General features: G+C 55.4%; 20 protein-coding genes. 19 read left to right on the forward strand and 1 reads right to left on the reverse strand.

What is annotated here, in order from left to right:
- The first annotated feature begins 6 nt into the window (after positions 1 to 6).
- The 13 genes from nusB to KHA84_RS07970 all read left to right on the forward strand — a co-directional run bounded on the left by nusB (position 7) and on the right by KHA84_RS07970 (position 12,931).
- The gene (nusB, locus tag KHA84_RS07910) at positions 7 to 390 is read left to right on the forward strand and encodes a transcription antitermination factor NusB (protein ID WP_213422988.1); all 384 of its coding nucleotides are present in this window, start codon (positions 7 to 9) and stop codon (positions 388 to 390) included.
- A 26-nt stretch (positions 391 to 416) separates the two neighbouring features.
- Complete coding sequence (gene folD / locus KHA84_RS07915; protein ID WP_213422989.1) at positions 417 to 1,277, forward strand: bifunctional methylenetetrahydrofolate dehydrogenase/methenyltetrahydrofolate cyclohydrolase FolD; 861 nt, start codon at positions 417 to 419, stop codon at positions 1,275 to 1,277.
- A gap of 121 nt (positions 1,278 to 1,398) precedes the next feature.
- Positions 1,399 to 2,751: an exodeoxyribonuclease VII large subunit gene (gene xseA / locus KHA84_RS07920; protein ID WP_213422990.1), complete on the forward strand. Its 1,353-nt coding sequence runs from the start codon at positions 1,399 to 1,401 to the stop codon at positions 2,749 to 2,751.
- Positions 2,752 to 3,009 (forward strand): exodeoxyribonuclease VII small subunit, encoded by a 258-nt coding sequence (gene xseB, locus KHA84_RS07925; RefSeq protein ID WP_213422991.1) that lies wholly within the window; start codon positions 2,752 to 2,754, stop codon positions 3,007 to 3,009.
- Complete coding sequence (locus tag KHA84_RS07930; protein ID WP_213422992.1) at positions 3,002 to 3,886, forward strand: polyprenyl synthetase family protein; 885 nt, start codon at positions 3,002 to 3,004, stop codon at positions 3,884 to 3,886. The genes xseB and KHA84_RS07930 overlap by 8 nt, the downstream gene beginning before the upstream one ends.
- A gap of 91 nt (positions 3,887 to 3,977) precedes the next feature.
- The gene (gene dxs, locus KHA84_RS07935; RefSeq protein ID WP_213422993.1) at positions 3,978 to 5,882 is read left to right on the forward strand and encodes a 1-deoxy-D-xylulose-5-phosphate synthase; all 1,905 of its coding nucleotides are present in this window, start codon (positions 3,978 to 3,980) and stop codon (positions 5,880 to 5,882) included.
- Positions 5,879 to 6,700, forward strand: a complete 822-nt coding sequence (locus KHA84_RS07940) for a TlyA family RNA methyltransferase (protein ID WP_213422994.1) — start codon at positions 5,879 to 5,881, stop codon at positions 6,698 to 6,700. The genes dxs and KHA84_RS07940 overlap by 4 nt, the downstream gene beginning before the upstream one ends.
- A 240-nt stretch (positions 6,701 to 6,940) precedes the next feature.
- Positions 6,941 to 7,159: a transposase gene (locus KHA84_RS15595; protein WP_419465590.1), complete on the forward strand. Its 219-nt coding sequence runs from the start codon at positions 6,941 to 6,943 to the stop codon at positions 7,157 to 7,159.
- Positions 7,160 to 7,450: 291 nt separating this feature from the next.
- A complete protein-coding gene (ahrC, locus tag KHA84_RS07950) occupies positions 7,451 to 7,900 on the forward strand; it encodes a transcriptional regulator AhrC/ArgR (RefSeq protein WP_213422995.1) in 450 nt (149 codons plus the stop codon).
- Positions 7,901 to 7,917: 17 nt separating this feature from the next.
- Entirely contained in the window at positions 7,918 to 9,609 is a 1,692-nt protein-coding gene (recN, locus tag KHA84_RS07955) for a DNA repair protein RecN (protein WP_213422996.1), read from the forward strand.
- Positions 9,610 to 10,070: 461 nt separating this feature from the next.
- Positions 10,071 to 11,033, forward strand: a complete 963-nt coding sequence (locus tag KHA84_RS07960) for a SpoIVB peptidase S55 domain-containing protein (protein WP_213422997.1) — start codon at positions 10,071 to 10,073, stop codon at positions 11,031 to 11,033.
- A gap of 226 nt (positions 11,034 to 11,259) precedes the next feature.
- Positions 11,260 to 12,048 (forward strand): sporulation transcription factor Spo0A, encoded by a 789-nt coding sequence (gene spo0A, locus KHA84_RS07965; RefSeq protein WP_213422998.1) that lies wholly within the window; start codon positions 11,260 to 11,262, stop codon positions 12,046 to 12,048.
- 163 nt (positions 12,049 to 12,211) lie between these two features.
- A complete protein-coding gene (locus tag KHA84_RS07970) occupies positions 12,212 to 12,931 on the forward strand; it encodes a glycerophosphodiester phosphodiesterase (RefSeq protein WP_213422999.1) in 720 nt (239 codons plus the stop codon).
- A gap of 17 nt (positions 12,932 to 12,948) precedes the next feature.
- Here KHA84_RS07970 and KHA84_RS07975 read toward each other — a convergent pair whose 3' ends face one another.
- A complete protein-coding gene (locus KHA84_RS07975; protein ID WP_213423000.1) occupies positions 12,949 to 13,188 on the reverse strand; it encodes a DUF2627 family protein in 240 nt (79 codons plus the stop codon).
- 130 nt (positions 13,189 to 13,318) lie between these two features.
- On the opposite strand from KHA84_RS07975, the gene KHA84_RS07980 reads away from it, so the two are divergent.
- From KHA84_RS07980 to KHA84_RS08005, 6 genes are read left to right on the forward strand one after another with little or no spacing between them, the layout of a single operon-like run.
- Complete coding sequence (locus tag KHA84_RS07980; protein ID WP_213423001.1) at positions 13,319 to 15,334, forward strand: sigma 54-interacting transcriptional regulator; 2,016 nt, start codon at positions 13,319 to 13,321, stop codon at positions 15,332 to 15,334.
- Between the two features lie 34 nt (positions 15,335 to 15,368).
- On the forward strand, positions 15,369 to 16,466 hold the full coding sequence (bcd, locus tag KHA84_RS07985; protein WP_213423002.1) for a branched-chain amino acid dehydrogenase: 1,098 nt from the start codon (positions 15,369 to 15,371) through the stop codon (positions 16,464 to 16,466).
- A gap of 45 nt (positions 16,467 to 16,511) precedes the next feature.
- Positions 16,512 to 17,939 (forward strand): dihydrolipoyl dehydrogenase, encoded by a 1,428-nt coding sequence (lpdA, locus tag KHA84_RS07990; protein ID WP_213423003.1) that lies wholly within the window; start codon positions 16,512 to 16,514, stop codon positions 17,937 to 17,939.
- 20 nt (positions 17,940 to 17,959) lie between these two features.
- A complete protein-coding gene (locus KHA84_RS07995) occupies positions 17,960 to 18,967 on the forward strand; it encodes a thiamine pyrophosphate-dependent dehydrogenase E1 component subunit alpha (RefSeq protein ID WP_213423004.1) in 1,008 nt (335 codons plus the stop codon).
- Positions 18,967 to 19,950 (forward strand): alpha-ketoacid dehydrogenase subunit beta, encoded by a 984-nt coding sequence (locus tag KHA84_RS08000; protein WP_213423005.1) that lies wholly within the window; start codon positions 18,967 to 18,969, stop codon positions 19,948 to 19,950. The genes KHA84_RS07995 and KHA84_RS08000 overlap by 1 nt, the downstream gene beginning before the upstream one ends.
- A 20-nt stretch (positions 19,951 to 19,970) precedes the next feature.
- On the forward strand, positions 19,971 to 21,311 hold the full coding sequence (locus KHA84_RS08005) for a dihydrolipoamide acetyltransferase family protein (RefSeq protein ID WP_213423006.1): 1,341 nt from the start codon (positions 19,971 to 19,973) through the stop codon (positions 21,309 to 21,311).
- Positions 21,312 to 21,594: the final 283 nt, after the last annotated feature.

Consider the following 21,594-nt stretch of genomic DNA (forward strand, 5'->3'; position numbering starts at 1 on the left):
GCCCGGATGAAACGACATGAAGCACGAGAAAAAGCCATGCAGACGCTGTTCCAGCTGGACAGCACGGAGATGACGCCGGAAGAGGCCATGGAGCATATTACGGGCGAAGATGAAGCCCGTGACAAGTTTTATGAGACGCTCGTCAACGGCACCTACGGCAAGCGGGAAGAAATCGATGAGTCGCTGAAGTCGAAGCTTGAAAACTGGAAGCTGGAACGGCTCCCGAAGGTCGAGAGGACCGTGCTTCGGATGGCCGTCTATGAACTCCTTCATATGAAGGAAACACCATCCAAAGTCGTGCTGAACGAAGCAATTGAGCTCAGCAAGACATTCGGGGACGAAAAATCAAGCCGCTTCGTGAACGGTGTACTGTCCAAATACACAGACTGAAACCTATACAGCTTGGAGTGAACAGTGTGGAAGGCAAGATCATTGACGGCAAGGAAATCAGCAGGCAAGTAAAAGAAGAAGTAAAACAGGGTGTGGAACGCCTCAAGGCTGAAGGCATGACACCCGGACTCGCGGTCATCCTCGTAGGGGACGATCCGGCATCGTCGGCATACGTCGGCAGCAAAGAGCGCACGACCAACGCGCTCGGCATGCATTCCGAAGTGATCCGGATGGACAAGGACACCAGTGAATCCGCCCTCCTTGAGGAAATCAGAAGGCTTAACGGGGATCCGGCGATTCACGGCATCCTTGTCCAGCTTCCGCTGCCGGAACAGATTGACGAGCAGCGGGTCATCGCAGCCATCCACCCCGACAAGGACGTCGACGGTTTCCACCCTCAAAATGCCGGAAGGCTCATGGCGGGGATGGACGGGTTCGTTCCATGTACGCCACTCGGCATCATGGTCATGCTGGAGCGGACAGGAGTGGATCTGAACGGCAAGCATGCCGTTGTGGTCGGCCGGAGCAACATTGTCGGAAAGCCGATGTCCATGCTTCTTCTTCAGGCAAATGCGACTGTCACGATCTGCCATTCCAGGACGGAAGATTTGCCATCGATGACCCGCCAGGCCGACGTACTGGTCGCCGCGGTCGGACTCGAAGGCATGATCGGCCCTGAGCACGTCAAGGACGGAGCCGTTGTCATCGATGTCGGCATCAACCGGGGCGAAGACGGCAAGCTGCACGGGGACGTCGATTTCGAACGCGTCCTGCCGGCAGCATCCGCCATCACGCCGGTACCTGGCGGAGTTGGCCCGATGACCATAGCGATGCTCATGTCCAATACCCTGAAAAGCGCGGAAAGAGCCCACAGGGCCACGCGCTGACAGGTCTTAATACAAAGCATACCCAACAAGATCAGCAAGCGGAAAGGACGGCAAATTACCTGCGGGAAGCCTGCCGCCCTGCCGCTTATTTGCTGTATTCCGAGAGAGAGGCGGTGCCCGCATGCAAAATCCTTATCTGAGCGTCGGTGCGCTGACCAAGTATATCAAGCGGAAATTCGATGCTGACCTTCATCTGCGAGATGTCTATGTCAAGGGGGAACTGTCTAACGTCAAGCTCCACTCCTCGGGGCATATTTACTTCACATTAAAAGACAGCCGCTCGCGCATTAATGCAGCCATGTTCCGTGCCAACGCGTCCAGGCTGAAATTCCGGCCTGAAGAAGGGATGAACGTGCTGATCCGCGGAGATGTGAATGTCTATGAGGCCGCGGGACAATATCAGCTTTACGTGAATACGATGCAGCCGGACGGAGTGGGTGAGCTGTATATTGCTTTCGAGCAGCTCAAGGAGCGGCTCGGCAAGGAAGGCCTGTTCAACGCTGAGTGGAAGCAGCCGATCCCTTCGTTTCCCGGCAAGGTCGGTGTGATTACAGCACCGACCGGAGCAGCAGTGCGGGATATCTGCACGACGCTGAACCGGCGGTATCCGCTTGCTGAGGTATTGCTGTTTCCCGCCGTCGTCCAAGGACCCAACGCAGTCCCCTCAATTGTCAGTGCCATGCGCCAGGCCAACCGGCATGACGGCATTGATGTGCTGATCGTCGGGCGCGGCGGCGGCTCAATCGAAGACTTGTGGGCGTTCAACGAAGAAGAAGTGGCGAGGGAAATCTTTTCCTCCCGCATTCCCGTCATCAGTGCGGTGGGCCATGAAACCGACACGGTCATTGCAGACTTCGTTGCGGATCTCCGGGCGCCCACCCCGACCGCTGCCGCGGAGCTGGCAGTCCCGGACCGCATAGAAGTGTCCAGGCGCATCCTTGAATCAAGATCCAGGCTTCACCAATCACTCATGACGAGAATCCGGCACGAAGGGAAACGGCTGGAGAGGCTGGAATCGTCCTATCCGATGAGCTATCCCGAACGGCTTTACCGGCCGTTTGCCGAGCGGCTGGAAGGGCTGGACGAGCGGCTTCGCCAGGGAGCGTCACGGATGGTCGGCGACCGGAAACTGGCTGCGTCCAATCTGGACGCGCGCCTCGCTGCCCGTTCGCCTCGCCAGATTATGGCTCATGCCGCCGAGCGCACTGTCCGGCTGAACCGGGAGCTTCAACGCGCGGCGGAAGACAATATCCATCATCACGGCAGGGCACTTGGCTCGGCAGTGCGTACACTCCAGGCACTGAACCCGCTGTCCGTCATGGATCGCGGCTACAGCCTCGTCCGGAGCGGCGACCGGGTCATCAAGTCAGCGGGAGAACTTGAATCAGGTGACCGGGTCTCCATCTCTTTCCGCGACGGCACGGTGGAAGCAGTGGTGGAAAGCCTCTCAGAACGAAAGGACGTGGAACGATAAATGGACGAGCAAAAACAGGAAAACAAGGAAATCCGTTTTGAAGAGGCGATCGGCCGTCTGGAGGAAATTGTCCGCCGGCTGGAATCGGGGGATGTCCCTCTGGAAGATGCCATCGACCTTTACAAAAAAGGGATGGAGCTTTCAGCGGTTTGCCACAGCAAGCTCCAGTCCGCTGAAAAGCAGCTTGTGACGCTGATTGATAAAGAAGGGGAGGCGGCGGCCTTTGATCCGGCTCAAGGAGGAAACCGGGATGAATGAGAAGCTGAAGAATTTCATGGACGGCAGGGTTGAAGATCTCGTGCCTGTTCTTGAGGACGCGGTCCGACGGCTGGATACCGACTCGCTTCTGAAGGAATCGATGCTTTATTCCCTGACGGCCGGCGGTAAGAGAATCCGCCCCCTGCTTATTTCTGCTGTGCTTCACGACCTCGGCCGCGTCCATCCGGCTGAGCTCCACGTGGGCGCCGCACTGGAAATGATCCATACATACTCCCTTATCCATGATGATCTGCCCGCAATGGATGACGACGATCTTCGCCGTGGAAAGCCGACAAACCACAAGGTCTACGGAGAGGCAACCGCAATTCTCGCGGGCGATGCCATGCTGACAGAAAGCTTTTCGGTCATCGGGAAGGCTCCATCGCTGTCCGATTCCGAGAAAATTGAACTTATCCTCCTCCTGTCACGCGCGGCAGGTGCGGAAGGCATGGTCGGCGGCCAGATGCTTGATATGGCTGCCGAGAAAAAGAAGCTGTCGGAACAGGAACTTGAAAACGTCCACCGTCTCAAAACCGGAGCGCTTTTGACTTTCGCCGTGGAAGCAGGCGCAGTGCTTTCGAAAGCAAAAGCTACGGAACGGGAGCAATTAAGACGCTACGCGCGGCATATCGGAATTGCTTTCCAGATCCAGGACGACATTCTGGATGTGGTAGGAGACGAGAAAATTACAGGCAAGAAAACCGGGGCGGATGCGGAGCAGGGCAAAAACACTTATCCGGCAATCCTGATGATGGAAGGCGCGAAGAAAAAGCTGATCCATCACCATACCGAGGCAGTGAAAGCTGTTTCGTTCCTTAAAGATCCCGATCCGATACTGCGCCTTCTTGCGGATTACATCATCCATCGCGTTTCCTGACCGGGGCGTATGGTTTGTGTAAGGGTCGGACACTGCTATAATGGACAAAGAATATTTTTACCTATTTTTTTGATAAAGGTGAGTGATGGCGATGGATTTGACCAAGATTTCCGATCCATCCTTCCTGAAGGAACTCGGCAACGGGGAATTGGAGGCTCTGGCTTCGGATATCCGGTCGTTCCTGATCCGTGAGCTGTCGGCTACCGGCGGCCACATCGGGCCGAATCTCGGAGTCGTTGAGCTGACAATCGCCCTTCACCGGGCCTTTGACAGCCCGCGGGATAAAATCATTTGGGACGTCGGGCATCAGGCCTACGTCCATAAAATCCTGACCGGCCGTGCGTGTGATTTCTCCACGCTAAGGAAGTATAGGGGTCTCTGCGGGTTCCCGAAGAGAATCGAGAGCGAGCATGACGTCTGGGAAACCGGGCACAGCTCGACGTCTCTTTCTGCTGCGATGGGCATGGCGGCTGCGCGTGACATCAAAGACGCGGACAATCATGTGATTCCGGTAATCGGGGACGGCGCGCTGACCGGGGGCATGGCGCTCGAAGCGCTGAACCATATCGGATCCGAGCGCACGAACATGACCGTCATCCTGAATGACAATGAAATGTCTATTGCGCCGAATGTCGGTGCGCTCCACAATGTGCTTGGACGACTGAGGACGGCGGGCAAATACAACAAGGCCAAAGATGAATTGGAGTATCTTCTCAAGAAGATTCCGGCAGTGGGCGGCAAGCTTGCCTCGACTGCGGAGCGGGTAAAGGACAGTCTCAAATACCTGCTCGTCACCGGTGTCTTTTTCGAGGAGCTCGGCTTTACCTATCTGGGACCGGTGGACGGCCACAGTTTCGAAGATCTTGAAGCGAACCTGAACTATGCAAAGAAAATGGAAGGCCCGGTCCTGATTCATGTCCTGACCAAAAAAGGCAAGGGCTTCCGCCCGGCGGAAGAAGACAAGATCGGCACTTGGCACGGCACGGGACCGTACAAGCTTGAAACGGGCGACCTGATCAAATCCAATTCAAAGGCACCGGGCTGGAGCGCACTGATTTCCGAGACGCTCCGCCGCATTGCACGCGAAGACAAGCGGATTGTCGCAATCACTCCCGCCATGCCTGTCGGCTCGAAGCTGGAAGGGTTCGCATCGGAATTTCCGGATCGAATGTTTGACGTCGGCATCGCCGAGCAGCATGCGACGACGATGGCCGCGGGGCTTGCCGTCGAAGAGATGAAGCCGTTCCTCGCCATCTACTCGACCTTCCTCCAGCGAGCCTATGACCAAGTGCTCCATGACATTGCAAGGCAAAACCTGAATGTTTTTATCGGCATCGACCGTTCCGGCCTTGTTGGCGCGGACGGAGAGACCCACCAGGGCGTCTTCGACATTGCATTCCTCAGAAGCATGCCGAACCTGACAATCATGATGCCGAAAGATGAAAATGAGGGCCAGCACATGGTCAGGACAGCCGTCAGCTATGAGGACGGACCGATCGCTCTGCGTTATCCGCGCGGTAACGGTCTCGGGGTACCTCTCGACGAAGAGTTGAGAGAGATTCCGATCGGCTCTTGGGAAATGCTCAAGGAAGGCAGCGACGCGGCCATCCTGACATTTGGCACAACGATTCCGATGGCTCTGTCCGCCGCGGAACGCCTGCGTGAAAAAGGCATCGGTGCTGCTGTCGTCAATGCGCGTTTTATCAAACCATTCGACGAAGAAATGCTGAAAAACCTTCTCGGAAGAAAAATTCCGCTTGTCACCGTCGAAGAGGCGGTACTGGCCGGCGGCTTCGGAAGCGGGGTCATGGAATTTGCGCATGACCACGGCTTCCACAGTTCGATCATTGACCGGATGGGGATTCCGGACAAGTTCATCGAGCATGGAAGCGTTCCCGAGCTGCTTGCGGAAATCGGGATGACAGAAGATGCACTTGTGGAAAAAGTGGAAGAGCTGGTAGGCCTGTCCCGCCAGAAAGGCTTGCAGGCGCTATGACGCAGAAAATGCCGAAGGAACGGATAGATGTCCTTTTGACGGAGCGCGGCTTTTTTGAAACACGCGAACAGGCAAAGCGCGCTGTCATGGCCGGCATCGTTTATTCCGGAGATCGCAGAATGGATAAGCCCGGAGAAAAGATTCCCTCCGATGCCGACATCCGTGTAAAGGGAAGCGCACAAAAGTATGTGAGCCGGGGCGGCCTGAAGCTCGAAAAGGCCCTCGAGGTGTTTGACGTGAGTGTCGAGGGCAAATTGGTCCTGGACATCGGCGCATCAACCGGCGGCTTCACCGACTGTGCGCTGCAGAACGGTGCGCACCACAGTTATGCACTCGACGTCGGCTATAACCAGCTGGCCTTTAAATTGCGTCAGGATCCGAGGGTGACGGTCATGGAACGGGTCAATTTCCGGCACGCCACCCCCGATCTGTTTACGGAAGGCATGCCGGAATTCGCGACGATCGACGTCTCATTCATTTCTCTCAGTCTCATTCTGCCTACCTTGAAGACGGTGCTGATTCCGGACGGCGACGTGATTGCCCTCGTGAAGCCTCAGTTCGAGGCAGGCCGTGAGAATGTCGGGAAGAAAGGGATTGTCCGCGATCCGGCGGTGCATCTTGAAGTTCTGGAACGGACCGCCGGCATGGCGATATCGAACGGCTTTGGTGTCATCAATGCCTCGTTTTCCCCGGTAACTGGCGGTGAAGGCAATATCGAGTTCCTGTTCCATCTCAGATCGACTGACAATCCGGAAATCAGGCTTCCGGAAGGCGCTTTCGCAGAATTGGTGAAAGAAGCCCATAAAACGCTTGATTGACCCCCGAAAGCGGGGGTTTCAGACTGCAGACAAAGTGAGTGAATGACTCCTTTATCTGCAGTTTTTTCTATTCCTGAAAATCCTTCGGTTGCTGATGATGCCGGATACAAAACGCCTCATATCGCAAAGGTCATGATTGGTGACGGAATCCGCCCTTGTCTGCCTTACACCGGGCCGCGTGGTTAAAAAGGATATCTGAGAAAAAGTGAGTTCCATTACGATTCCAAGAAGAATGCCTATATCTGTCCAAACGGACAGGAACTTCGGTATGCGACCACCAATAAGCAAGGCTACCGGAAATACAAGTCCAATGGGGCCAAATGTGCAGGTTGTCCGCTGCTAGCTCAATGCACGCAGAGCCAGAACCATGTAAAAGTCATCACCCGGCATGTCTGGCAGGACTACCTCGATCAGGCAGAGGCCATCCGGCTCACCTTTTACCCTAGGAAGTTTATATAGATTGATTGAAGCGGAGGGTGCTTGACTCCTGCGGGAAAAGCGGGCCAGGCGAGACCCCGCAGGACCTCGCAGAGGACCGAGGAGGCTCGCGGACCGCCCGCGGAAAGCAAGCACCCGCAGCGGAAATCAACCGGATGCCATAGAAATAGCCACCACTCAAATAAACTGAGTGATGGCTATTTCCGCAGACTTTTTCAGTGGGCTCCCCGAAAGCTGGGGTTTTTTGTTGTTGCGAAAATTGGATAATGGTACATTCTTATTAGGAAATATGCATTCTTCGGAGGGAATAGAGTGAGTAAGGGCCAACGGCATATCCGTATACGGGAAATTATCGGACATAATGAAATTGAAACACAAGATGAGCTGGTCGACCGGCTCAAACAGGAAGGATTCAATGTGACACAGGCCACCATCTCCAGGGACATCAAAGAACTTCACCTTGTCAAAGTCCCTCTCAGGGACGGCCGCTATAAATATAGCCTGCCCGCTGAGCGCAGCTTCGACCCTATGCGCAAGCTGAACCGCGCGTTGACCGATGCGTTTGTGAGCATCGACGGGGCAGGTCATTTTCTTGTGATGAAGACGCTTCCGGGCAACGCGCATGCGATCGGCTCACTCATCGACCAGATTGAATGGGAGGAAATCCTCGGCACCATCTGCGGGGACGACACGTGCCTCATCCTTTGCCGGAATGATGAACAGCGGGAAACGGTGAGGGAAAAGCTGCTCGGCATGCTTTGATCAGGGGGTGAATGCCTGTGCTGAGAGAACTGACTATCAAGAATTTTGCCATCATCCGAGACCTGTCAATCAGCTTCGATAACGGGCTGACCGTCCTGACCGGAGAAACGGGTGCCGGCAAATCCATCATCATTGATGCCGTACAGCTTCTGGCTGGCGGCAGGGGTTCAAGTGAATTCATCCGGCACGGGGAGAAAAAAGCCGAGCTGGAAGGAATGTTCGAGGTGTCGCACCGCGCCCATCCGGTATTCCGGAAACTTGAAGAATCCGGCATCCCGTCTGATGACGAGGGGACGGTGATCTTGAGACGGGATATTTCCGCTTCCGGAAAAAGCACATGCCGGGTAAACGGCAAGCTGGTCACCCTTGCGATCCTCCGCGAAGTCGGAGCTGCGCTCATCGATATCCACGGCCAGCATGAAACTCAGGAACTGATGGATGAGCAGCGCCATGTACTTCTCTTGGATCAGTTCGGCTGGGGAACGATCGGAGACGCCAAGGAAAGCTATGCCTCGCTCTACGACCGGTATGTCAAGCTGAAAAGGCGGCTTACGCGGTACGATGAGTCCGAGCAGCAAGTGGCGCACCGGATCGATTTGTATCGGTTCCAAGTGACGGAAATCGATGAAGCCGGCTTCTACGAGGGGGAAGAAGAAGAGCTGGAGGAAGAACGGACACGCCTGAAAAATTTCAACGCGATTTTTGAGCGGGTATCTTCTGCCTATGAGGCGATCCAGGGCGAGTCGAGAGGACTAGACTGGACAGGTGCCGCCATGAGCGATCTTGAACATGCCGCGGAAGTCGACCCGCAGGCCGGGGAATTTGCAACTTCCGTCTCCGATGCATTTTATACCCTGCAGGAAACCGCCTTTTCTCTGAAAAATATGCTGGACGGCATGGAGTTTGATCCGAACCGGCTCGACGAAGTGGAGCACCGGCTCGCGCTGCTTCAGACGATGAAGAGGAAATATGGCGGGACAGTTGGAGAGATTTTGGCATACCGCGATAAAATTGCCGAAGAGCTTGAAAAGCTCCTGAACCGGGACGAGCGGCTCCAGGACGAACGGAAAGAAGTCGAGTCGCTCGAAGCCGATCTCGCTGTTGAAGCGGGAGAGCTGGCCGAACTCAGAAGAGAAGCCGCAGTCCGGCTGGCTGAAGCCATCCACAGCCAGCTGTCCGAGTTGTATATGGAAAAAGCACAGTTTACCGTGGAGTTCAGGAAACGCAGCCAGTTTGACAGGAACGGGTCAGAGGACGTCATTTTCCTCATATCCGCCAACGTCGGGGAGCCGCCCAAGCCGCTCGCCAAAGTCGCATCCGGCGGAGAACTTTCCAGGGTAATGCTGGCGCTCAAAACCATTTTCTCAAAACACCAGGAAGTCACGTCAATCATCTTTGACGAGGTGGATACCGGCGTCAGCGGCCGCGTCGCACAGGCCATCGCCGAAAAAATCGCGATGATCTCAATGAACTCACAGGTGCTTTGCATTTCCCACCTTCCCCAGGTCGCTGCAATGGCGGACCATCACCTGTTTATCCGGAAGGAAGTCGCGGGTGACCGCACGACCACTTCCGTCAAGGAATTGGAAGGAATGGAACGCACCGAAGAATTGAGCAGGATGATGACCGGTGCCGAAATGACCGACCTGACAAAACGGCACGCAGAAGAACTGCTCGTCATGGCGGAAGGCCGGAAAAAAGAAATATGATCTTGGAATAAATAACGGACTCCCCCTGTCCGCAAGCCATTTTTGGCTGCGGACAGGGGGAGTTTTTAAATCCAATGGAAGACGCCGGCTGTTTCGTCATTCATGGAGAAGATTTCGTCATTCCTGCTCCCGATTTCACCATTTGACCCCCGCAATTTCATCCCCCGTCGGGACAGACGGAGTGACAAAACCATCCGGCGGAATGACGAAATCGACTGTCCATCTGTCCGACGGTCAAAAATTTTACTCGAAATTTACGTCACATTTGGCCTTAGTTTGTGCATATTAACCGAAATGCATCAATCTTCATTTTAAATTTCACCAAATCTGCCGGCTTCAAAGATAAAACCGCATGAAGTCGGCACATTTCAGCATACACGGATTCTCATGCTACATTATACCGGACATAAGAAAACCGGCCGGACACATAGTAACGATATAACAGCACGAGGAGGTGAACCATGAGATGGATTAGCCGGAAGCTGATGCTGCCCGCACTGTTCGCCCTTCTGTTTTTATCAGGTGTCTCAGGTGCGGCAGCAGACGGACCGAAGACCCTGATTCCGATGGGGCACTCAATCGGCATCCATCTGGAACTGGGCATGCTCATCGTCACGGATGATGTCCTGGTCGCAGACGGGCAGTGGCTAAAAGCGGGGGATATCGTTAAAACACTCGACGGAAAACCAGTCAGCACGATTCAGGACATCACAAAAGCCGCAAAAGCAACAGGGGGAGCAGAAGCGGTACTTGCAATCGAACGTGAAGGCGCTGAACTGGAAATAGGAGCATCCAAAAAGGAACTCCTTACACTGCATTCCTTTATCCGGGAGAGGACGGAAGGAATCGGCACTCTGACGTATGTGGATCCCGAGACAGGCGAATACGGCGCACTGGGCCACCAGATCATTGACCGGACGCTGGACGGAGCACCGCCATTTTCAGGCGGTTCAATCTTCCTGGCAGATGTTGAACAGATCAAAAAGAGCGAGCCGGGTAAGCCGGGATACAAAATTTCTTCGATTGAATCCGGTCATCAGCTCCTGGGCGACATCCGTCAAAATGAGATCTATGGAATATTCGGCAAATGGTCGTCATCGTTAACAGGAGCATTCCCGAAACCATTGGAGATTATGCGGCCGGCAGAGATCCGTGAAGGGGAAGCGGATATCTATACAACCATCAGAGGCACAGAGATCGACAAGTACAGCATCAAGATAACGGCTGCGGCGGATGACGTGTTCCGATTTACCGTAACGGACAAGAAACTGATTGAAAAGACGGGCGGAATTCTCCAGGGAATGAGCGGAAGCCCGATTATTCAGGAGGGAAAATTCGCAGGTGTCGTGACGCATATGTTTGTCGAGGAACCCCTGAAAGGGGCAGCTCTTCCCGTCGAAGAGATGACAAAACGAAAACCATAGAAAATTATGTTGGCCATACCTACTGAGGTATGGCTTTTTCCTTTTTTTGCATTACAATAAAGGAGGAACTACAATCTTTGGAATTGTGGGATTCCGTCGAAACATGTCGGAAATATCGTTCATGAGTCTCATTTTATGATTTGCTGCAGGTGTAAACGGTAGGATGTCGAACTTTATTCAACAGGCTGCGGATCAGGGTTTGCTTTTTAAAAGGGGGAAATTCACATTGGAAAAAATTAAAGTTGCAGTGGCAGATGATAACCGGGAACTCGTAAGGACAATGCTGATTTATTTCGAGAACCATCCCGAAATCGAAGTGGTTGGCACGGCCGCAAACGGAAAGCTGTGCCTGAACATGCTTGAAGAAACCAAACCGGATGTACTGCTCCTGGACATTATCATGCCGCACTTGGATGGTATTGGAGTCCTGGAGGAACTTCAGGCCAACGGCAGCGCGGGGGATATGAATATTATCATGCTGACAGCGTTCGGCCAGGAGGAGATCATGAAGCAGGCCGCAGATCTCGGCGCTTCCTACTTTATCCTTAAGCCATTTGAATTCGACCGTCTCGTCCACCAAATCCTTCAAATGAAAAATGGGCGTCAGCTGAAATCAAGCTCCCATGCCGTGGAGCCGGGCAAACAGCAGACACTCAGCAAAAAAGCGATTGACACAGCGATCACAGCAATTATTAAAGAAATCGGGGTTCCTGCACACATCAAGGGGTACGCATTTCTGCGGGAAGCCATCACGATGGTGTACCACGACGTCGACCTGCTCGGGTCTGTCACAAAAGTCCTGTATCCGGAAATCGCCGAGAAGTTCAACACGACACCTTCCCGTGTGGAAAGGGCGATCCGCCATGCAATCGAAGTTGCCTGGAACCGTGGGAACTACGAAGTCATTTCGAAAATGTTCGGCTATACGGTCCACCATATGAAGAGCAAACCGACCAATTCGGAATTCATTGCGATGGTCTCTGACCGGCTCCGTCTGGAATTCATGACCGCTTAATAGAAAACCGCATTCATACCGGCACTTGCCGACACGAGCCACCCGGAACATCCGGGTGGCTTTTTCCGTTTTATAGGGATAGCAGGTGCTGCAAGAGGCTGGGCCGTTTTCAATCCTGGCTACAGGGGAAAAGGCTGATAGGATGCCAGAAAGGGTGAAACACATGAGAAAAGTGTATGCGCATAGGGGGGCTTCGGGGTATGCGTTCGAAAACACGCTCAAGGCGTTTGAGAAGGCGGTCGGAATTGGTGCGGACGGCATCGAGACCGATCTCCAGCTGACCAAGGACGGTGTTCCGGTCATCATCCATGATGCTGACCTGTACCGGGTCACCGGAGTGAGAAAGTTCATCACAGAACTGACATTTGAGGAGTTGAGGAAACTGAATGTCGGCAGGAACCGGTGGAAGAGGCTGTTCGGCAAGCCGGTGATGACGTTCCGTGAATTTATGGATTGGGCATATGCCGCCGGCGCCCCTCCTCTCAACATTGAGCTGAAAGAAACATTCCTGGACCAATCTGAAGCTGTCGAACAAGTCGTCATGGCCGTAAAAGGCTACCCGGATCTTCATTTTTCCTCTTTTCACTACCCCCTGCTGATGCGGGTGAAGCAGACCGATCCGGGTGCCGAGACAGCGCTGATTGCGACCAAGAAATCGCGCTGGGATCATCTCGGGGTATACGAAAGCGCAGACGGCTTCCACATTCACAAGCGCCTTTGGTCCGGCAAATACCTAAAAGCCATCGAGCGGGAAGGCAAATTCGCCAGAGTTTATGCAGTCGACGGCACAGAACCGTTTATCCCGAAACCTGAGCCCTTTATCCGCGGGTGGATCACCGACTTCCCGGACGCAGTCAAAAAAGCCATGCAAAAAGGTTCCTGACTCAAAGTCAGGAACCTTTAGTTTTTGCGCTTGAACCGGTCTTTCGGTATTTTACCGTTCCGCTGATCTCTTCTGAACAGGAAACCTGCGAAGAATCCGATGCAAAGAATCAGGATAACGAGTCCGAACAGGAATTGGAGCCAGACGGGGAAACCGGATGCCTGGACGCCAAACAGCGCATCACGCATCAATTTGATTCCCCATGCGGCACCGATGCCCGGAATGAGCAGAACGATGAAGGCGGCGAGCCGCTGCATGATGATCTCTCCCTTTCTGTCGAGTTTATTTTCCTTTTGGAGATGAGGATTGTCAAGGAGACTGCTATCGGGTATGATGAAGTTGATTATGCAAATCATTGCACAAATCTCAAGAAGGGCCTGAAGGATTTTGCAGAATGTACTGGTCGTAGGGGCCGGCGCTGGCGGCACCGCCATTTTAAAGCTTCTTCTGCAACTGGATTATATGAATGTCGCAGGAATCGTTGATCCGAATCCGGAAGCCCCGGGAATCGGGCTGGCAGAGGAAAACGGCATTCCGCACGGCGAAGACTGGCGCCCTTTCATTTCAAATGATCTCCATATGATTTTCGATGTGACGGGCGAGCAGGGCATTTTCGGCGAACTGCTGAAAGCCAGGCCGGCACATGCCGTCCTGATTCCGGGCACAATTGCCAAGCTGCTCGTCAGCCTGCTTGAGGAAAATACCGAGTACATTGAACGGCTCCGATCAGAAACAGCCAGAAACAAAATGATTTTTGATTCGCTCGACGAGGGAATGATCGGCATCGACGGAGACGGGGTAATCCGGTTCTTTAACCGGAGTGCGTCTCTTATTACCGGTACGCCGGTGCGCAGCGCGCTCGACCGCCACATTCTCGATGTCATCCCGGACAGCAATCTGCCCCACGTCGCAAAGACCGGGATTCCGGAGCTGAACCGGGAGCTTACACTTTCAAATGGAACACGGGTCGTGACGTCCAGGCGGCCGCTCAGCGATCCTTCCGGCAACCGGGCCGGTGCTTTTGCCGTTTTCCGTGATATTTCCGGCGTAGTGGAACTCGCAGAGGAAATCACGAACCTGAAAGAGATCCAGTCGATGCTGGAAGCGATCATCCATTCAAGCGACGATGCTATTTCTGTCGTGGATGAAAATGGCCGCGGCATCATGATCAACCCGGCATACACCCGGCTCACCGGCCTTACGGAGGCGGATGTCATCGGGAAGCCGGCCTCGGTCGATATTACCGAGGGCGAGAGTATCCACATGAAAGTGCTTGAAACCGGAAGGCCGATCCGGGGCGTCAGAATGCGTGTCGGTCCCGCCGCCAGGGAAGTCGTCGTGAATGTCGCGCCGATTCTTGTAGGCGACAATCTGAAGGGAAGCATTGGTATTATCCATGACCTGACGGAAATGCGGGAGCTCGCCGATGAACTGGATCACGCGCGCCGGATCATCCGCTCGCTCGAGACCCGGTACACGTTCGAGGACCTGGTCGGCGAATCGCCGGAGATGCAGCTGGCGATCCAGCAGGCGAGGCTTGCGGCAACGCTGCCGCTTCCGATCCTCCTGCGGGGTGAATCCGGGACCGGCAAGGAAGTGTTCGCACAGGCCATCCATCACGAGGCAGGGCGCGGAAATTTCGTCCGTGTCAACTGCGCCGCAATTCCTGAAGAGCGCCTGTCGCGGGAACTCTTCGGTTCCGAGGAGCCCGCGGCGGACGGGACAACGGAAATTACCGAAGGTTTATTTGAAGAAGCGCACGGCGGCACTTTGTTCATCGATGAAATCGGCGAGCTGCCCCAAGATGTACAGCTGACCCTTCTCAGGGTGCTGGAGGAACACGAATTTTACCGGACAGGCGGCAGCCGTCCCGTCCCTGTTTCTGTCAGGGTCATCGCTGCCACCAACCGGAACCTCGAGAAATTTATGAGGGAAGGGAAGTTCCGGGAAGATCTGTTTCACCGTCTGAACCGGATGCCGATTCATATTCCTCCGCTCCGTCAGAGAAGGATCGACATCAAGCTTCTGGCGGAAAAACTTCTTCCGAAGCTGAACCGGGATCTCGGGCGCGCCGTCACGGAGATTTCCGAGGACGCTGCCTTCCTGCTAAGGCAGCATAATTGGCCGGGCAATGTGCGGGAGCTGGAGAACATCATCAGCCGTGCCCTGATCTTTATGCAGCCGGCAGACAAATTACTCGGCAAGCCCGACCTTTCCGCTGTCTTTCAGGCAGAGGGGGGCGGGGCGGCAGGCACTCTGGCCGAACAGCTGGATGCCCATGAAAAATTAATTTTAAAGGAAGCGCTTACAACCTGCGGCGGCAACAAGTCCGATGCAGCAAAGCAGCTTGGGATTTCGGTCCGCACGCTTTACTACAAACTTGAGAAGCACCGGCTCGTGTGAGTCCGGGTACATGACCATAAGGAGGAGAAAGAAGATGGAACTGTTTAAATACCTCGAAGAAAGCGATTATGAACAAGTGGTGTTCTGCCACGACAAAACGTCCGGCCTGAAGGCGATCATCGCCATCCACGACACGACGCTCGGCCCGGCGCTTGGGGGCGCCCGGATGTGGACGTATGCGACGGAAGAGGAAGCAGTCATCGATGCTCTCCGCCTGTCCAAAGGCATGACTTACAAGAACGCGGCGGCCGGCCTGAACCTTGGCGGCGGCAAGACCGTCATCATCGGCAATCCGAAAACAGATAAAAATGAAGAGATGTTCCGCGCATTCGGACGGTACATACAGGGGCTGAACGGGCGCTACATCACGGCAGAGGATGTAGGCACAACTGAAGAAGACATGGACATCATCCACCAGGAAACGGACTTTGTCACCGGCATCTCCCCGACCCACGCCGGTTCTTCGGGGAACCCATCCCCGGTCACGGCCTACGGTGTCTACCGCGGGATGAAAGCCGCTGCAAAGGAAGCATTCGGTGCCGATTCCCTGGAAGGGAAGACGATTGCCGTCCAAGGCGTCGGCAACGTGGCGTTCACACTCTGCCGTCACCTTCATGAGGAAGGCGCAAAGCTGATCGTGACCGACATCAACGAAGAATCCGTCCGGCGAGCAGTGGAAGAATTCGACGCGGAAGCGGTCGGCATCAATGACATCTACGGCGTGGAGTGCGACATCTACGCCCCATGTGCACTCGGCGCGACCATCAACGACGAGACGATCCCTCAGCTCAAGGCGAAAGTCATTGCAGGCTCTGCGAACAACCAGCTGAAGACACCGGAACACGGTGACCGCATCCATGAAATGGGCATCGTTTACGCACCTGACTACATCATCAATGCGGGCGGCGTCATCAATGTGGCCGATGAGCTGGAAGGCTATAACCGCGAGCGGGCGATGAAAAAAGTCGAGAAAATCTACGACACCATTGAAAAGGTCTTTGAAATCTCCAAGCGTGACGGCATCCCGTCCTACGCGGCGGCAGACCGCCTTGCAGAAGAGCGCATCACCAACATCGCGAAGTCGCGCGGACAGTTTCTCCGCAACGGCAAGGACACACTCCACCGCCGCTGATGGCAGATCGATCTTGCAACTCTAAAGGATAAAGGAGGCCATCCAATGGCTCTTGAATATGATGTCGTCATTCTCGGGGGAGGGACCGGCGGCTACGTTGCCGCCATCCGTTCCGCGCAGCTGGGGCTGAAGACAGCGGTGGTTGAAAAAGGCAAGCTGGGCGGCACGTGCCTGCACCGCGGCTGTATCCCGTCCAAGGCGCTGCTTCGCAGTGCCGAAGTCTACCGTCTTGCCAAGGAAGAATCCGAGTCGTTCGGTGTGATGACCGGAGAAGTCTCGCTTGCATTCGACCTGGTGCAAAAGCGCAAGCAGTCGATTGTCGACGGCTTGCACGGCGGCGTGCAAGCGCTCATGAAAAAAGGGAAAATCGATGTCTACGAGGGAATGGGCAGGATTCTGGGACCGTCCATCTTCTCGCCGATGCCCGGCACCATTTCGGTCGAATACGAAGACGGAAGGGAAAATGATATTCTCATTCCCCAGAACGTCATCGTCGCCACCGGCTCCAGGCCGCGCACACTGCCCGGACTGGAAGTCGACGGCACGGACGTCCTTACATCCGACGAGGCGCTTGCCCTCGAAAAACTCCCTGCTTCCATTGTGATCATCGGGGGCGGTGTCATCGGGATCGAGTGGGCTTCGATGCTGAACGATTTCGGTGTAGACGTCACTGTCGTCGAATACGCGGACCGGATTCTGCCGACCGAAGACGCGGACATTTCCCGAGAGATGGAAAAACTTCTGAAAAAACGCGGCATCCGATTTGCCACGTCAGCCGAAGTTCTTCCCGATACCCTGAACAAGCAGGAAGGCTCCGTCTCCATCGAGGCGAAAATCGGTGAAGGGACGGAAACGTTCACCGCAGAAAAAATGCTGGTCAGCGTCGGACGTCAGGCCAACACGGAAGGGATCGGCCTGGAAAACACCGATATCGAGCTTGATCGCGGCTTTATCAAAGTCAAGACCACTTACCAGACAAAAGAGTCCCATATCTATGCGATCGGAGACGTAATCGGCGGCCTCCAGCTGGCCCATGTGGCGTCCCATGAAGGAATCTCTGCGGTCGGGCATATCGCGAGAACGGATGCCCATCCGGTCGACCCTGACATGGTGCCGCGATGCATCTATTCAAGCCCGGAGGCGGCTTCTGTCGGCATCACGGAGCAGCAGGCCAAAGAGCGCGGGTTCGATGTTAAAGTCGGCAAATTCCCGTTCAAGGCGATCGGGAAGGCGCTTGTCCACGGGGAATCCGACGGCTTTGTGAAGATTGTCGCCGACAAGGCCACCGATGATATCCTCGGCATCCACATGATCGGACCGCATGTCACCGACATGATCTCCGAGGCAGGCCTTGCGAAAGTTCTTGACGCCACGCCTTGGGAAGTTGCGTCCCTTGTCCACCCGCATCCTACCTTAAGCGAAGTGATGGGTGAAGCGGCACTTGCCGTCGATGGCAAGGCCATTCATATGTAATCAAAGGGGGAAACCGAAAGATGACCAACAACCGTCATGAACAGCTGGGACTCACGAACGAAGATGCCCTGCGCATGTACGAGACGATGCTGACCGCGCGCCGGCTTGATGAACGGATGTGGCTTTTGAACCGTTCCGGCAAAATCCCGTTCGTCATTTCCTGCCAGGGGCAGGAGGCTGCCCAAGTCGGCGCCGCATTCGCGCTGGATACGGAAAAGGATTATATCGCACCGTACTACCGCGACATGGGCGTCGTCCTCCACTTCGGCATGACGCCAAAAGACCTGATGCTGAGCGCATTCGCCAAAGCCGAAGATCCGAACTCCGGCGGACGGCAGATGCCTGGCCACTTCGGCCAGAAAAAGAACCGCATCCTCACCGGATCTTCTCCGGTGACCACACAGCTGCCGCATGCAGTCGGTGTGGCACTGGCGGGCAAGATCAAGAAAAAAGATTTCATCACATTCGTGACGCTCGGCGAAGGTTCCTCCAACCAGGGCGACTTCCATGAAGGCGCCAACTTTGCGGGAGTCCACAAGCTGCCGACCATCATCATGGTGGAAAACAACAAATATGCCATTTCCGTTCCGGTCGAGAAGCAGCTCGCGTGCGAAAACGTTTCTGACCGCGCACCGGGTTACGGGATGCCGGGGTATACCGTGGACGGCACCGATCCTCTTGCCGTCTATGAAGTCGTCAAGGAGGCTGCTGACCGGGCGCGTTCCGGCCAAGGCCCGACGCTCGTCGAAACGATCTGCTATCGCCTGACCGCCCACTCTTCGGATGATGACCACCGCGCGTACCGCTCGGAGGAAGACCTGAAAGCGGAAAAGGAGAAAGATCCGATTCCGCGCTTCGCGGCTTACCTGAAAGAAGCGGGCGTGCTGGATGACGAGACAGAAAAGGAAATGGAAGACCGTGTCAAGCAGGCCGTCAACGAAGCGACGGATTATGCGGAAGCGGCTCCGTACGCGGAACCGGAAGATGCTTTGAAATACGTTTACGCGGAACAGGGAGGGGATGAATAATGGCGGTACGGTCCTATATCGATGCCATTACGCTCGCGATGAAAGAAGAAATGGAGCGTGACGACAACGTCTTCATCCTCGGCGAGGACGTCGGGAAAAAAGGCGGCGTCTTCAAGGCGACACAGGGTCTCTATGATCAGTTCGGCGAAGAGCGCGTCATCGACACGCCTCTCGCGGAATCGGCGATAGCGGGGGTCGGGATCGGCGCCGCCATGTACGGCATGCGCCCGATCGCAGAAATGCAGTTTGCCGACTTCATCATGCCGGCGGTCAACCAGATCATCTCTGAGGCGGCCCGCATCCGTTACCGGTCGAACAATGACTGGAGCTGCCCGATTGTCGTGCGTGCCCCGTTTGGCGGCGGTGTCCACGGGGCGCTCTACCATTCCCAGTCGGTGGAAGCGATCTTCGCCAACCAGCCGGGTCTGAAAATTGTCATCCCTTCGACGCCATACGACGCCAAGGGGCTTCTGAAGGCAGCCATCCGGGACGACGATCCGGTGCTGTTCTTTGAGCATAAACGCGCCTACCGTCTGCTCAAAGGCGAGGTTCCGGATGAGGATTACACCCTTCCGATCGGGAAGGCGGACATCAAACGCGAGGGTGAAGATATCACAGTCATCACTTACGGCCTTGCGGTTCACTTTGCCCTCCAGGCTGCCGAGCGGCTTGCGGAGGACGGCATTTCCGCACATATCCTGGATCTCCGTACCGTCTACCCGCTTGACCGGGAAGCGATTGTCGAAGCCGCCTCTAAAACCGGCAAAGTGCTCCTCGTCACGGAAGACAACAAGGAAGGCAGCATCATGAGCGAAGTTGCGGCAATCATCGCAGAAGAATGCTTGTTCGATCTGGATGCACCGATCCAGCGCCTCGCCGGGCCTGATGTGCCGGCGATGCCGTACGCACCGACAATGGAAAAGTACTTCATGATCAATCCGGACAAGGTCGAGAAAGCGATGCGCGATCTCGCAGAATTCTGATACGGACGGAGGGCTAACAAGTGGCGAAACAAACCATCACCATGCCCCAGCTGGGCGAAAGTGTGACCGAAGGCACCATTGAACGCTGGCTCGTGAAACCCGGCGATACAGTCGAGAAATACGACCCCCTCGCCGAGGTCAATACAGATAAAGTGACGGCCGAAATCCCGTCTTCCTTCTCGGGAACCATCAAGGAGCTCATCGCCGGTGAAGGAGAGACCCTTGAAGTCGGGGCAGCCGTCTGCACAATCGAAACGGAAGATGCGGCATCCGCAGAGACCGAAGCTGCACCGGCCGAAGGTGGACCCGCCAATGAAATGCCGGCTGCGGGATCCGAAAAACCGGAAAGTCTTTCAGGCCGCTCCGGATCTTCGTCTCCTGCCAAGGCCGAAGGGTCGGGAGCAAGGTATTCACCGGCCGTGCTCCGGCTATCCCAGGAACACGGCATCGACCTTTCGCAGGTGGAAGGATCCGGCCGCGGTGGCCGGATCACCCGCAAAGACCTTACGAAGCTGATCGAATCAGGGACGATCCCGACAGAACCGGCAGCCCGGCAGCCTGAGCCGGCAAGTGTACAGACCGCCGAGCCGAAACCGGAAGCCGCGCCTGCCCAGGCCAAACAATCGGAGCAACAGGCAGCGGGGGTCCAGGCGGCTGCAGGGGACATCGAGATTCCGGTATCCGGCGTGCGCCGCGCAATCGCGAACAACATGCTGCGTTCGAAACACGAAGCGCCGCATGCGTGGACGATGATCGAAGTGGATGTGACCGGCCTGGTCCAATACCGCGATTCCATCAAGAACGAGTTCAAGACCAAAGAAGGCTTCGGCCTGACCTACTTTGCCTTCTTCGTGAAAGCAGTGGCCCAGGCACTGAAGGAATTCCCGATGATGAATTCGATGTGGGCGGGCGACAAGATTATCCAGAAAAAAGCGATCAACATCTCGATTGCCGTCGCGACGGAAGACGCCCTGTTTGTTCCGGTCATCAAGGATGCCGACGAAAAGACAATCAAAGGCATCGCGCGGGAGATCAAGGAACTGGCGGACAAAGTCCGCTCCGGCAAGCTGAAGTCCGAAGAAATGCAGGGCGGCACGTTCACGGTGAACAACACCGGTTCGTTCGGCTCGGTCCAGTCGATGGGCATCATCAACTACCCTCAGGCGGCGATCCTCCAGGTGGAATCGATCGTCAAGCGCCCGGTCATCATGGAAGGCGGCATGTTCGCGGCACGTGACATGGTCAACCTCTGCCTGTCCTTGGACCACCGAGTGCTGGATGGCCTGGTGGCCGGACGGTTCCTGGCGCGGGTGAAGGAGATCCTTGAGAACATTTCCAGTGAGAATACGTCGGTTTACTAATATTGAAACGGCAAGGCGCACCGGAGTGAACCCGGGTGCACCTTGCCGTTTTTCCGTTATGGAGTTTATAGAAATCGTCGGTCTCGGCAACCGTTGGCGGCGGCAGAGATATCAGACACTTTCAGCGGGATATCGAGCAGTTCCGCGCGGATATCGATCACTTTCCGCGGGAAATCACTCACTCCGGCAGTGTGTCATCGTTGCAGCTGCTAAAGCGCATTCGCAACCGTCCGCGTCGATCTGTATGAATCCGGCACGAATTCGCTTGTTCAGTCAGACAACG

Source organism: Bhargavaea massiliensis (genome assembly GCF_018390575.1).
GTDB classification, from domain to species: Bacteria; Bacillota; Bacilli; order Bacillales_A; family Planococcaceae; genus Bhargavaea; species Bhargavaea massiliensis.